Annotated in this window: 8 protein-coding genes; all 8 read right to left on the bottom strand. The window is 48.8% G+C overall.

Going from position 1 to position 14,529, the window contains the following annotated elements; translation table 11 throughout:
* Positions 1 to 112: 112 nt before the first annotated feature.
* The 8 genes from HQN90_RS26435 to HQN90_RS26395 all read right to left on the bottom strand — a co-directional run bounded on the left by HQN90_RS26435 (position 113) and on the right by HQN90_RS26395 (position 14,496).
* Complete coding sequence (locus HQN90_RS26435) at positions 113 to 1,741, bottom strand: extracellular solute-binding protein (RefSeq protein WP_173224283.1); 1,629 nt, start codon at positions 1,739 to 1,741, stop codon at positions 113 to 115.
* A gap of 20 nt (positions 1,742 to 1,761) precedes the next feature.
* Positions 1,762 to 2,637 (bottom strand): carbohydrate ABC transporter permease, encoded by an 876-nt coding sequence (locus HQN90_RS26430; protein WP_173224281.1) that lies wholly within the window; start codon positions 2,635 to 2,637, stop codon positions 1,762 to 1,764.
* A 27-nt stretch (positions 2,638 to 2,664) separates the two neighbouring features.
* Complete coding sequence (locus HQN90_RS26425; RefSeq protein WP_173224279.1) at positions 2,665 to 3,633, bottom strand: ABC transporter permease; 969 nt, start codon at positions 3,631 to 3,633, stop codon at positions 2,665 to 2,667.
* Positions 3,634 to 3,732: 99 nt separating this feature from the next.
* Positions 3,733 to 5,511, bottom strand: coding sequence for a sensor histidine kinase (locus HQN90_RS26420; RefSeq protein WP_173224276.1), 1,779 nt, complete (start codon positions 5,509 to 5,511; stop codon positions 3,733 to 3,735).
* Positions 5,508 to 6,602, bottom strand: coding sequence for a response regulator transcription factor (locus HQN90_RS26415; protein ID WP_173224274.1), 1,095 nt, complete (start codon positions 6,600 to 6,602; stop codon positions 5,508 to 5,510). Before HQN90_RS26415 ends, HQN90_RS26420 begins: the two co-directional genes overlap by 4 nt.
* A gap of 494 nt (positions 6,603 to 7,096) precedes the next feature.
* The gene (locus HQN90_RS26405) at positions 7,097 to 7,432 is read right to left on the bottom strand and encodes an S-layer homology domain-containing protein (RefSeq protein ID WP_173224392.1); all 336 of its coding nucleotides are present in this window, start codon (positions 7,430 to 7,432) and stop codon (positions 7,097 to 7,099) included.
* A 220-nt stretch (positions 7,433 to 7,652) separates the two neighbouring features.
* A complete protein-coding gene (locus HQN90_RS26400; RefSeq protein WP_173224270.1) occupies positions 7,653 to 10,991 on the bottom strand; it encodes an endo-1,4-beta-xylanase in 3,339 nt (1,112 codons plus the stop codon).
* A gap of 37 nt (positions 10,992 to 11,028) precedes the next feature.
* Positions 11,029 to 14,496: a right-handed parallel beta-helix repeat-containing protein gene (locus HQN90_RS26395; protein ID WP_173224268.1), complete on the bottom strand. Its 3,468-nt coding sequence runs from the start codon at positions 14,494 to 14,496 to the stop codon at positions 11,029 to 11,031.
* Between the last annotated feature and the right edge of the window lie 33 nt (positions 14,497 to 14,529).

Raw genomic sequence — 14,529 nt, 5'->3', positions numbered from 1 at the left:
AGGCAAAGAGCAGATTCCCAATAAGAAACTGCTCCTCTCTGTTTTTCGAACTTGCACCGATCCGTTGGCGGAAGAGAAATAAGTCAGGAACATTCACTTTTGATCCTGTAAGCTATTTTTTGTTCAATTTACCATAAATTTCCTTACCTTCTTTAGTAAACCAATCCTGAGATGCTTTAATAACGTCCTGTCTGCCGGCAGCGTCCGCTTTCTTGATGTATTCATCCAATGCAGTAATCGGTAATGCACCGTTGATAATTTTGGCAATATACTCATTTCTCAGGTCGATCAGCGCTCTGCCCTTGGCGAGTTCGACTTCCGTCTGCGGTCTGTACTGGTTGATATTGAATGCAGTAAGCTGCGCACCCGCTTGAGCAAAACTCTTCATAGCTGTCTCATATCCGCCAAGTAATGCGTTAGGAAGCCAAATGTCCGGTGTATTCCACATTCTATAATATAGTTTATAGATGATCTGATCATAAGCAGGCTTCTTCGGAGTCAGCGCGCCATTTACCATATCATAATGAACACCTTCCTTACCGAAATTCACAAATTTCTGCAGACCCTTATCTTTTAAATAGGTGTTCAGTAAGTCCACAGCTTCGTTCGCGTTTTTCGAATTTTTGGGAATGATATAGAAGTTGGACACAGGAGCCGGCATTGAATAACCTTTCTGTCCATCTTTCCCTTCTACCGTTGGCAGGAAACTCAGCTTCGCATTGGCATCCGTTTTAGTTAAACCAGCTAGGTAACTAGAAGGTTCCCAGTAGCCGGCGTACACCGAAGCCGCTTTTCCCGATGACATCTTTTCAGTCACTTGCTGGGATTTATTGAATAAATACTCGTTGTCAATCAAGCCTTCTTTATATAGCTTATTCAGGTAGGTCAGTAGGTCCTTCAGATACACATCCTGTGCGTCCACCAGCTTGCCATCCTTTACGATGAAAGGTACAGCGAGGTTAGTTATGCCGGATAACCCGAAAGCTGCGGTAATGACATCCAGTCCGTCAAGCGGATTACCGTTATTGCCGCCTGCAGCTACGAATGGAATCGTTCCCTTGCCGCTTGGATCTTTGTCCTTCATGGTCTTTAAGAAGGTATATAGCTCGTCGAGATTTTGGGGAGCCTTCAATCCCAGCTTATCCATCCAGTCTTGTCTAGCTAGAAATCCTGCGCCTAGATCGACGTTATCGAATTTCTGAAACGGAGGAACCGGGATGGCATATTTTTTCCCTTCCAGCGTTACAGCCGTCCAAGCATTCTCGGTAACTAATTTACCGACCTCAGTTCCGAATTGCTTGATCGCATCGTCCACTGGCAAGAGAGCCCCTTGAGCGCTGAAACGTTTGAAAATATTCAAATCATTCGTATAAATCAGATCATACACATCACCAGAAGCAAACATCAAATTGTATGTATCCAATTGATTAGCAGCCGGAATGACATTCCATTCTATGTTACTGTAACCTGTCTTCTCTTTGATCATATTCAGAAATTGATTATCGTTTGCGCTTGCTCCCTGCTCATAGCCCTTAACTCCTGAATTATCAGGAACGGCGATCCTAATTTTAGCCGCCTTATTCAACTTCGGTCCCTGAGTTGCAGCAGCCTCATTCGTTGCCTTGCTTTCTGGTGTCGGCGTCGTTTTGTTCGTGTCATTACTGCAGCCAGCAAGGGACACCGAGGCTGAAAGTGCAACTAGTAAAGTCGTCATTGACCATCTGTTTAATCTCTTTCGCATATTACTTCCCCCTTCATTAGCTATTGCTTAACAGCACCTAGCGTCAAGCCAGTGACAAAATATCTTTGTAGAAATGGATACACAATGAGAATTGGAATCGAAGAAACGAAAATAGCTGCGGCTCTGAAAGTCTCAGAGGCGATATTGGCCAATTGTTCTGGATTTTCCAATCCATTCTTATTGGCTGCAGCCACTACGTTTTGCAAAAATAAAGGTAAAACCTGAACCTCTTTTTTCGTTAAATACATTAAAGGGTCCATGTAGTTGTTCCATATACCTACCGCACTGAAAATAGCAATTGTCGCAAGCAAAGGCTTGGAGATCGGAAGCATGATGCGGAACAGAATGTTGAGATTTCCGGCTCCATCGATTCTCGCAGATTCCTCTAAGCTGTAAGGCAGAGACTCGAAGTAATTGCGCACCAGGATGAGATTGAAAGCGCTCACCATCCCAGGAATGACAAGCACCCACAGATGATTAATTAATCCGGTATTTTTTATGACCATATACGTAGGGATCATTCCCCCGTTGAACAGCATCGTGAACACATAAAGAATATTGATGGCCTTGCGACCTACCAAATCTCTTTTCGCAATGGCATACCCCACACAAGCTGTAAAAAACACTTGAATGGCTGTACCCAGAACGGCGACGAACAAGCTGTTCATAAACGCAGTACGAAAATCGATACCTGATAATAACACTTGGTAAGCTTTTAACTGAAAGCCCATTGGCCATAAGCTAACCTGACCGCTGACGACATAAGCTTCCTCACTAACCGATTTCGCTAACAGTGTGATAAACGGTAGGACGCAAATGAGACCTACTGTTATCAACAATGTGTAATTAACAACCGTAAATACCTTTTCCCCGGTCTTCATCCTCTTGTCGAACAAAGCTATTTGCTCCTCTCTGCTGCTTATTTACCATATCCCTCGGTTCGAATACTTGCGACTAATCTTATTGGCCGTAACCATCAAGGTAAATCCAATAACGGATACAAACAAACCGACTGCGGTTGTATAGCTGTAACTACCGTTCTGAATCCCTTCGCGGTATACATAGGTTCCGATAACATCCCCAACACTGTATACAAGGGGATTGTACAGCAGTAGCACCTGTTCTGTATCGCTGCCCAATAAGGTAGACACTCTTAGAATAATAATGAAGACGATCGTGCTGGATATGCCCGGGAGCGTAATATGCCACGTTTGTCTGAGCTTACCTGCACCATCAACGCTGGAAGCGGCATACAGATCGGGATCGATGGACGTTAAAGCTGCCAAGTAAATGATGGCGCTCCAACCGGTTTCTTTCCAAGCCGTTGATGCGACGAGCACACTTTTGAAGTAACTATCGTCGCCAAGGAACGAAATCGGCGATAGGCCGAACACCTTCAGCATGACATTGATAATGCCTGTGCTGGGAGACAGGATATCCACAAAAATCCCTGCAATAACCACCCATGAGAGAAAATGTGGAAGATAGGTAAGCGTTTGTGTCATGCGCTTCACAAAGCCCGTCCTGACTTCATTCAAGAGCAGCGCCAAGATAATGGGCAGTGGAAACTGAAAAATAAATTTGAACAGATTAATCAGCAGCGTATTGCTCAACACACTAAAAAATTTAGGATCGCTCAGCAATGTTCGAAAATGCGTCAGTCCTACCCACTTACTATCCAGTATGCCGTCGAATACCCGATAGTTCTTAAATGCGATGACGATCCCCAGCATCGGGACATAACTGTAAATCAAAAGCACCAGTAAGGGAATCAAAATAATCAGATATAAATCTAGATTATGCACGATTCTTGCCTTCAGGCGATTTTTTGTTTTGGGGATCACACCAGCATCTAGAGATTGTATCGCATGGGAGGGTGTAATCTTTGCCATTTCATCACCTCAGCTCCTTGTTGTATATCTTTATTTTACGTAAATAGGCCTATCAGCCACAACAGGACAGAAGTAAGATATCTCTGACAAAAATACGGACTATACGCTCCCCGAAGTCTTGAGCTTCGCAACGGCACGGCAGCCGAGGCCTGGTCCGCTGTAAAACTGCAAGCCGCATTCCTCACCATAATAAACTTGTATACGCTGATGCACGTTCTTCACGCCGTACCCTCTGGTCTCCGTTTCAAACAACTGCTGAAGTCTCTCTGCTGTCATCCCAACGCCATCATCGATTACTTCTAGATATAGATAAGCTTCTTCCCGATAAGCACGGACGACAATGGTTCCGGCCTTCCCTTTCTTCGGCCTGATACCATGAATAACTGCGTTTTCAACTAGCGGTTGCAGAATCATTTTGATCATAATCATCTCATCCAGACCTTCTTCGACGTCCGTCATGAACTGAATGGTTCCCCGATAACGGTAATTGATGATCTGCATATACTTGCTGACCTCCATAACCTCTTCTGCAACGCTGATATGCTCCTTGCCTTCGTTCAAACTCAACCGCAAAAACTTGGCAAGTGATTCGGTCAATTCCGCGATTTCCTTCGCTTCTATTCGTAAAGCGCTCCATTGAATAATATCTAGGGTGTTGTAGACAAAGTGCGGGTTTATTTGGGCATACAACAGTTTCATTTCGGACTCTTGTTTACTGATTTGTGCCTGATACACCTCTTCAATCAGAGCTTTAATTCGCGTGCTCATCTTATTAAAAGAGCGCTGCAACCGCGCATATTCATCATTTCCACGAATATTGTCTTCCGTCTCAAAATTCCCTTTTTCCGCATGTTTGATGAGCTTTATCAGCTTTTTCAACCGTTTGGTGATACTTCCCGATATGATGAAAGCAGTGATGATCGCGATAACCGAGACTACCCCCGCCAAAGCGAGCATGAAGTTCTGAATCCACCTGCTATTCATGCCAAGATGCTTTTCTGTCATGAGCAGCGCAATTTGCCAGTCCAGACCTTTCGTCTTGCTGTAAACTGCATAATTGGTTCTCTCCGCAGGTCCGAAGCTGACAATCCCCTCTTCCTCTCCCGGCAAAGACTTCAAAAATAGGTCGCTAACATCGCTGCCCCCTGCCAGTAATTGTGTAACTCCAATTCGCTTGTTAGGAGACATGACAAGTGTTTCCGCTCCATCTGGAAGCCGAATATCGTTCAGAATAGACCAGATAAATTTGGCATCGAGCTCCACCATTACATAGCCAAGTACATGCTGAAATCGGTTGATATCCTTGATTTCTTTTATAAAGAGAACCTCATCACCTTGAACGATGCTTAAATGTTCCACGTCGCTTGCATAGAACCACTGTTCTTTGATTTTGCCTTCCAAAAGTGGCTGTAGACCAGCTTCAAGTTGAAGCTGATCTATACCAAAAAAATTAGGGCTAGCCGAGACGAAGGTTGGGTTTCCTCTCATATAATAGCTAACCTTGAGCACATTGCTCTTGCCCACGTAATTGCTCACATTTTTGTTAAGCAGATTGAAAAAATCAATCACTTCCCCCGAACTCAAAGCTCGCTCAGATACCGTTCTTAGAATGAGTTGAATATCATAATTGCTTTGCGTCAGATCGGCAATGTTATAGGCGGTTTCAATGCCGAAGGCGATGTTTTTCTCCGCCTGCTTCAAGGTTTCCAAATAAGCCTTGCCTGTCTGTTCAACCACCGACTTATGAATCGTAATATAGGAGAAATAGACCAATACCATAACCGGAATAATGATTAAAATTAAATAGGAAGTAACCAGCTTGGTTCGCAGGTTGATGTTATAGTAAACGCTAGTGAGCTTGTTTTTCAGTTTTCTCATAGCATTTTCTCCCGATATTCCATAGGGTTGACGCCTACTGCTTTTTTGAATATTTTGGTGAAATAGTGCGTATCTTGGTACCCGACCTGATTCGCTACTTCATATATTTTGATTGAGGCGTCCTTGAGCAGCACCTGCGCCTTCTTTAATCTTACATGCGTGATATAATCGTTAATCGTGTGTCCCGTTTCCTTCTTGAATAACGTCTGAAGATGTCCAGGAGACATGAATACTTCCGCCGCCAGCTGCCCGATCGTCAGATTCTGATAGTAGACTTTATGAATAATGCTCTCAACATCCCGAATAATCCTTCGGGACTTGCTGTTTCGCAACTCATTCGAAGCTTTCTCCAAATAAACCAACTTTTCGAGCACAAACATCTCGATTTGCTGAGGGCTCTGCATGGATCTGAATTGGTGCAAGGACTCTTTAACCTCTTGGGCAATTGCAGACTCTATATGCGTGGCTGCGCTTCGAATCGCTTTAATTAGAAGCTCGCTGCAAATGGTCGTCAAAAACAGCATACTTTCCATTTTCAATTGTCGAATCGTAATAAAAAGTTGCTGGACCTCAGCTGTTAGCGCTTCTGTCTGTCCCGTGCTGCACAATCCTATGATCTTCTCCACAGAATCCACGATCACCGGCAATCCTGTCGATGAAATACTGCCTGAATAATATTGGCTAACGTCGTCTTTTAATCGTTTCTCAGCTGTCTCCTTATCTAGCTTAGCGACAACTTTGCCTACAACCTGCTTTAATTCCTCCCGATTGAAAGGCTTTAATATATAATCAATTGCATCCAATTTAATCGATGCTTTCACATACTGAATATCTTGATGAGCGCTGATCATAATCACCATTACCGCAGGCTGCTCATGTTTCAACTTGTCTACAAATTGGATGCCGTCCATCACCGGCATCACAACATCCGTAATTACGATATTTGGCCGCAGATCGCGGGCAACGAGCAGAGCTTCCGCCCCGTCTTCCGCTTCCCCCGTAATCTCGATACCCAGACTATCCCAGTCGATGAGATCTCGCAGGCCTTCCCTCGAAATATAATCGTCGTCGACAAGCATCATTGTATACATGGGCAGGGACCTCCTTGGCAATTTGAGAGCGTTCTCTTAATTGTATCTTACTGCGATAGATTTGCTCAATCAGAATGTAAAGTAATCACATGTTATTAAGACTCTTAGTGCAAATTCCACTTACTCATTCATACAAGAAAGCTTTATTAACATGCATTTCAGCATAACAGCTGCTTCCGCACGTGTGATTGTGAGTGGTGGTGAGTAGTGAATCTTATTCCCCTGATCGCTGGTAATAACACCGAGTCCCAACATCGTTTGAATTGCGGCCTTAGACCAGTCGTTTAGTTGATCGCTATCTAACATTTGAGCGAAATGGTTCGACGGCTTGAATAACCCGAGCAGAATGCGGATCGTCGTCGTCGTTTTGATAAATAAATTAAAAAACGCGCTTATGCTTTAAGATAGGATTTCATCCATCAGAATCGTCGTTTGCAGCTTGGTCGACGGTATTCCGACAGCCACCTCATAGCAATGGCGTTACCACTAAACTATTATGGCTCTATAAAAGAAATCTGACGCAGCATACGGATCAATAATACGGCTGTCTCCGCGCGTGTCACCGGTTCAACCGGGCGCAAACTTTGGCTGTCATCCCCCTGAATTACGCCCAGTCCGGACATACGAGCAACTGACTCCTTCGCCCAAATGCTGGTCTTGTAACCATCCCGATAGCCATCAATAATCGACGTGACTTCTATCGTATCCCTGCCGGCTATCCAGTCGACAACTCTGCTCAGAACAACAGCCAGCTCCTCTCGGGTGAGCAGGCGATCCAGCCCATAAATGCCATCCTCGTAGCCTTCAAGCAATCCGAATTGTGCTACCACGGCAACAGCATGCGCATACTATTGTACGTCAAGTTCGAATGCGATTAACTCCTGCACCTCGGCCCGGAACGTCTTGGAGGCGATATGCACTATGTCGGCCTTCAAGAAAAAGGACCCCAAATTCCACTTTGCAGTGGAATTTGGGGTCCTTTCATGGGTAAATTGGGACGTTCCCATTCCATGCGAACGATTTTGGAACTACCCCCTTATCGTACGATCGTTACAGCTTTTCGCCCGTAGCCGCAAGGATGAACAAGATGCTGTTTTTATTGCTGACAATGTCGATCGATTGAATGATCTTGTTCGGTTGGGGATTATCAAATACCGAGACGAATAATGCCCGTTCCCCCGTCGCGTGCGTAATCACCTTCTCTCCAATCGGTACGGCAGGATCAATTCCAGGCACATACCAATCGTTGATGTTCACCTTGTTGAGCAGCTCGTGCGTGGACGTCGTGCCGTCGTCATAATGCATGATGAATTCTCCTAGTTTCGCTCCCTTGGCGGCATCTACATACATTGCCGTGTACAAGAAACCGACTTTCGCCAGCGCTTTGCCGACGGGGATCCCTTCAATCCGAGCAGGAATATTCGGACGGATGGCGCCTCCCACCGTTGCTACGGAAACCGGAGCACTACGATCTTTGATATCGAACGGGACGCCTCCCACTGTACGTTTCCCAGTTTTGAAATCCGTCGCCCCCAAATTGTCTGTGCCGAGATCCGCCCAACCGCCTTGCCCGTCCCCAGCCGTCTCATCCGTGTAGGTCTGGTTCATCGCCGTGGTCAGGTTGAGATACTCTTTCTTAGCATCAACTATCTGATTCGGCACCACCACCGAGCCGATTTCCCCTACGTATGTTAAGGAGATGTCGTCGAGCAGCACCTTGCCGGCGCCGGAATAAATGCCGAAACCGATCGACTGTTTCACCGTAGGCGTTACGGGCACTTCAAAATCGAAGACCAACGGTACAAATTCCGTATCCGAGATATTCGTCAGATAGCCATCCTTCGTATTGTTCACACTCGGCGAACGATCATAGAAGAAGGTATAGGCCTTCAAACTCGAATCTCCGGCAAGCCGCTTGAAATAAGCGGTAAGTCTGTATTTGCCCGGCTTGTGCAGCTCCGTGTCCTCGAATACGTATACCCGTCCTCCCCCACCGGATGTAAGCTCCATGCTGTAATTCCCGGTTCGTGCCGTTTGGCTGAGAATAATTTTCGCCTGCGTATCGTTCGGATTAAGCTTATCCCTGAATGTCCAACTCGTCGGAATAACGCCCTGCAATCCCATCGCGGGATCGCCCAGAACCTCTTCAAAACTTTCGTTGGTGTGAAGCGGAACCTCGTCAAGCAACGTGGTCTTCGTCAATTCAAGCGGCTGGCTGCTGATGATGTAAGACGCGCTTTTGACACGGAAGACCGTTCTACCGTTCTCCGTCTCGACCGGAATCGTACGACCGAAGATGTCGGTCACCTGCATAATGCCGCCTGATGCTTCAATCGCATATTCGCCGATCGCCGATCCGAGCATGCTCAGGTAGGTGCCGTCCGCTCTGCGGAAGTAGTGACGGATAGTAAAGTTATCGCTTGCGGCAAATGTATATTTCCCAAGATACCGATCCGCCTTGCGAATTTGGTTCTGGAAAGCCGCGACTACCTGAAAATCAGCATTCGGCGTCATCTTAAACCGATTGAAAAACACGTCCATCAAGCCCATATTGATGAAGCGGTCATACCCTCTCTCCAAAAACATCGCAAACCACTCAATCGTCTTGAATTCGCGCGCTTTCTTGTTGAACAAGGTATACCACATATGCTCGGACATCCAGTAAGGAACACCCGGGCGTTTCTCCTTGAGCTTGTCGATCCATATATCCGTCTTGGCCGTCCCGCCGTAAGCATGAAGATTAAATACATCAAAGTAGCCCTCTGCATACTGATCTTCCAGCAGTTGCAACGGCATCTGACTGTCGGCAGCATCGCTGTCGGAGAATCCGCTGGTTGAAATCAGCGCGTCCGGGTCGGCCCGCTTCGCTTCCTGATATGCGATTCTCAACATTTGGGCGTACAGCTCCGTCGAGCCCGGGAAGGCGGAAGGATCGGCCGGCGGATGGAAGTTGACCTCGTTGTAAATCTCCCAAACCTTCACATCGTCTTTGTAACGGGAAACCGTCTGGTAGACATAGTTCGCCCACTCTTGCAGATCGCGAGGCAGCCAGCGCTCCGGCCGCTTGGCCAGATCACTCTTGGCTTGAATCTCCGGCGGAGATGGAATACCTGCCCATTGTGGCAAATATCCAAGTGTTCCGAGTATGTCCATGCCAGCTTCCCTTGCTTTGGCGACGTAAGCATCCGTCTTCTCCCAGTCGAACGCTCCTTTCACTGGCTCAACGATCCGCCAGCGGAAGGGACTGCGTGTCGTCTTCACGTTCATGCCCTTCAATATCGCCGGGTCAAAATCGTCCAGCAGATACATGCCATAATAGTCGGCAAGCTGGCCGTCCGGGCTGGATGCATCGTTTGCCGGCAAAATGGCGATCCCGGTATCCCAGGTAGTCAAGAGCTGACCCTCGTAAGAGACGGTCGTCTGCAGATTGTAGTAGCCGCGTCCCGCTAGCTCGGGCAACGCGATCTCATGGATATGATATCTCCTGTCACTCTGCGAAAGAACCGTAATCTCTTTCTCCATGACAGGCTCCCCGTCCGCATTATTTGCTTTGATCTTCACCTGGTAACTCTTAGATGAATCAGACATGTTAAGAGCGACGAACGGAGTTATTACAGGTGCGCCTTCTGTAAATACCGATTTTTCCGGTCTGCCTACAGGCGTCAAGCTGTGGTAACCTATTGTCCGATGCCAATTCGTACGCCTGTGCTCGATTTCCTTCAAGCCGTTGATTGCTAGTAAGCTCGTATCAGCATCGCCCGTAAATACAATCCCAGGACTCACTGTGAGCTCCGCCGCCGACAATGCTCTGGTCGATATTTTCAGCGCCTCGGTATGGAACGGCTCCGACTTGTCAACCTCGAATCGATATGGCAGCAGATCGCTGCGGATCGGTCCCGCCATCGGTGCCGATTGTTTCAGCACACCATTGACATATAACCGTAGCTCCGTCCCCCAAGTTATGGCGACATTGATACGCTGCCCAGGTGTGTAAGTAAATGTAGTGTCCAGAGCTTTCTGCGTGTTGACCCCGTCTCGCAATATGAATGCGAGACCGCGTTCCGGCCGGGCAGGAACATAGATACCCATGAGCGTATTCCCGATCTCTTTGGTCGGCGATACCTTGAACACATAATCCCAATCGTTGCCGAACTGCTCAAAATCTTTATCGATACGCATCGTTAACTGTATCGTCCCCTGATCGGGGCGCAAGATGCCAGGGGCATAATCTTGAAACAGCGTCTCCGACTCGGTAAAGTACGCATTCGCGTCAGGCGCCTCAATGGCTGCTGCCCCCACCGACACCGGTACCGCCAGCGTCAACAGCAACGATAGCACCAGCAGCAACAATAATCCCCGTCTGGCTTTTTTCCTTCCGTATAGGCTCATTTTTCTACCTCCGTAGGTTCCCTTCTTCAGTTAACAGTTACCCTCTTATGATACGACCAGCAACAAACGCCAGCTCGAACAAATCAATCTTGCCATCCCGGTTCAGATCATAACCGCGAATCAGCGTCCACTCTGTACTGGAAGTGTTGGCCGAAGTTTTCGCGTAATGATGAGCAATCAGCGCCAGGTCGCCAATCGAGATGCGTCCATCGCCGTTCAGATCGCCGGCGGTCGCGGTAATTTTCCAGCTCGTAAAGGCTGCGATCGCTTCGTTCAGCGCAGTCGTTGCCGCTTGTACCTGTCCGGCAGTTGCCGTCAGGCTGCCTGATACTGCTTCGGCATCTGCAATGGCGGCAGCCAGCAGCGCGTGTTGCTGATTCAGGGATCCCGGCCAATATTGGCCCACTTCCGTTCCTTCCGTCGCCGAGGCGAGCACGCTTGCCGCCGTGGCAATCAACTCGTTCAACTCACCCTTATCAACCGTGGTCCCTACCGAAATCGTACGGGACGCGAGCGCCAAGGCATATTCGCGGCCCTGCATATCTGCGCCTGTGGCCGCCGATACGCTGACATTCGTCGAGCCTGCCGGCGCTTGTTCGGATACACGGAAGGTTACTTTGACTATCGCCGTGTCGCCTTCGAGCATTCCTGCATCGCCCAGAGCAGCTAGCAGCAAGTGCAGATGACCATCGTCGTTCCCTTTGTCTGCCATCGCGACGACTACGCCGTTTCTTAGGCCTGCGGCATCCACATACACCAGTACGTTCGGATCGTAGTCAAGCTTGACGTCCAGTCCCGCCAGCTCCGATACCCCGTGGACACCAATCGTCAGCTCGATGTTCTCACCGGCAGCGACAACAGCATCCGACTGCAGCGTTACTGCCGAAGCAGCGATCGCAAAGCGCACAACGCTCTGGTTATATACCGCGTCCGTTACGGTCAGCTTGTAGCGGCCAGGCTCCGATACGACCGTTCCAGACAAGAAGGAAGCCTGCACCACGATCTCCCGGTCAATGGCAGATAGCGGCACCATCACCTTGGATATAGAAATTCGCTCCACAAGCCCGGATGGATCATCCTCTGAATAATAGACCGATTGCGGCATGTAGCGCGACCGCATCCGATCGCCGCCATTGTCGCTTTCGATTCGGTAAAGAATAGCGGTACCTTCGTTGAATTGCGGCATGACCGGCTGATCATAGACAGCGCCGCTGACAACGCCTTCAATAACCGGAGGAGTTCGGTCAATGGTAAAAGCGACGCTCCTTGACCGATTATCGGATACCGATACCTTCAGTACGTATGCTCCCTCCTGCGTCACCGAAGCGCCCGATACGAACGGCTCCGACGGACCGCCATTTTTGCTGAGCGTGCCAGTCCCTTCTGGAAATACCGGCTTCACGGTGTAATTGTAGGCATGCCCATCCGCCACGCCTTTAACGACAATCGGGCCGAATACGATGGAGAAGGTTACCTCTGTCGCCAATCCGCTCGCCGCCTCAACGCGCAGCAGATACGTGCCTTCTTCCCTTATTTCGCTGCCCGACAAGTAAGGCAACATAGTTCCCCCATTCTTACTAAGCGTCGCGCTCCCGGCAGAGTATGTTGCCGTAACGACAGTGGAATAGACAGCGCCGTTCGACACGCCGTAAATGGCCGGCGCAGCAGGCTCGCGGGACCAATCGCTTTCGTAAGCACCAATGTCTGGACGCATGCCTCGAGGAATCGCATTTCCGTCCATGTCAACCGTCAACCCGACGTCAGCGCCTGCATCCACGGCAGGTGATGGTTGCCCCAGCCGGTAATTCGTCGCAGCCGCATCAACAAACAGCGGGCTGGCGGCAACCGAGTGCTGATCTTTTTGCTTAGCTGCCGAGTAGTATGCTTGGGTTAAGCCGATGATTTTATCTGCCGCAAAGCTCGCGCTCACTCCGCCTTGGTTCCAAAACACGCCTCCGGAGGCCGGATCGTACAAGTTGTTATCGAGGATCAGATTCGATACCTGAGCTTCGTTGTCCACATCAACCACTAGCGTGTAATTAGCCGAATTGCCTGAAATCAGGTTATTCCGCACGCTCAGCCCGTTCAACTGACCGCTATTGCCGCCGCTTGGGCCGACGACCCGCAGCTTGAGCGCCGCTTCGCGCCCCGAATTGCTATGGAAGTCGGAGTCCGCAATCGTGTTGTTCAGTACACTTGTCCCGTTCAGCTTCCCTTTTAGATTCATCAGCATAATTCCCGAACTGTACTGGTCAATTACGGTAGCGCTTCCAATCTGATAAAGCAAATTGCCGTTAATCGCCAGGTTCAGCGAATCGGCATAGCTGGTGAGTGCAGAGATCCCGGTTCTTGCAATGTCATAAATACGATTATTGGTAATTTGCGTATTGGACGCCGACTCGATCTGGATCCCTATACTTGATAAACTACCGCGTGACACATTGCCGTTTTTTCCGCTATACGTGTCTTTCCCGACCTTTCGAACTGTGTTATGCGTTACAACGTTGCTCAACGGGCGCGTCACAGTCGATGCCCCTCCGACATAAATACCTACCGAATCGCCGTCGTCCGTCCTCAGTACTCCGATATCGTGCACCGTATTGCCGCTGACCAAGTTTCGATCCGCACCGTTTTCTATGTACACGCCATAGAAGTTCGCATCGTATATTTCGTTGCCGATCAGCTTGTTATCATCAGCCACCGTAATCCGGACGCCATGACGATCCGAGCCGTGCATGCGGCTGTTGCGAATCGTAACATGATGGCTATCGCCATAGATTAGAGCCGAATACGAATAACCTCCGTACAAATCCAGGTCTTCGAGCTCCACGTAGCTCTTTTGATTGGAAGAGAAGGCGAAACGGTCATTCGTTACAATTTCCAGCTCGTGGCCCGAAGGCAAGCCGGACGTAGGCTTATAATAAACGCTTGTTGTCACCGAATCCCATGCCCATTCACCAGACGCAAGCGAACCTTTTTGCGGCGCAGGAAGTTTCGCCTCGGTGTTATTGCCAGTCAGCCTTCGCCCGTCCTCAAGTACAACGATCTGCCCATTCTGGCCGAAAGAGACTGCTCGCCAATAATATTCGCCGTTAGCACCAGGCCCCTGCCAATCGGTCGCAAGCCTGCCTCCGCTGATGCGGGGAAGTGGCAAGTTCGTCGGTCCGTAACTACCGAACACGATCGGGTTGTCCGCAGTACCTGATGCCCCTGGGGCAAACAATCCCCCCCGCCATATTTCACCGCGTTTAAACAATACTTTGTCGCCGGGCTGCAAAGCAGCGCCGCTCACTTTACCGATAGATTGCCAGGCCGTTTCCGGGCTTTTTCCGTCTCTCTTATCCAGACCTGCCGTCGCATCCACGTAATAAACGCTGCCCGCTGCGGAAACCGTACTGGGATTTTCGAGATTCTCCCACAGCAATGCTGCAGACAGGAGCACGACCACGCTCACTGCCAGCTTTAGCGTTTGGAATCGCAGCCACCTGAAGGTTGGTGTTGCCATCAATTTTCAAACCTCCTTTAGCTCCATTAAAAG

This window comes from Paenibacillus alba, assembly GCF_013204855.1.
GTDB classification, from domain to species: Bacteria; Bacillota; Bacilli; order Paenibacillales; family NBRC-103111; genus Paenibacillus_E; species Paenibacillus_E alba.
This window is presented reverse-complemented; position numbering and strand designations above follow the sequence as displayed.

Coding starts and splice junctions, on each gene's coding strand:
- HQN90_RS26415 (WP_173224274.1), bottom strand. CDS start 6,602: ATGTATACAATGATGCTTGTCGACGACGATTATATTTCGAGGGAAGGC.
- HQN90_RS26420 (WP_173224276.1), bottom strand. CDS start 5,511: ATGAGAAAACTGAAAAACAAGCTCACTAGCGTTTACTATAACATCAAC.
- HQN90_RS26400 (WP_173224270.1), bottom strand. CDS start 10,991: ATGAGCCTATACGGAAGGAAAAAAGCCAGACGGGGATTATTGTTGCTG.
- HQN90_RS26425 (WP_173224279.1), bottom strand. CDS start 3,633: ATGGCAAAGATTACACCCTCCCATGCGATACAATCTCTAGATGCTGGT.
- HQN90_RS26395 (WP_173224268.1), bottom strand. CDS start 14,496: ATGGCAACACCAACCTTCAGGTGGCTGCGATTCCAAACGCTAAAGCTG.
- HQN90_RS26435 (WP_173224283.1), bottom strand. CDS start 1,741: ATGCGAAAGAGATTAAACAGATGGTCAATGACGACTTTACTAGTTGCA.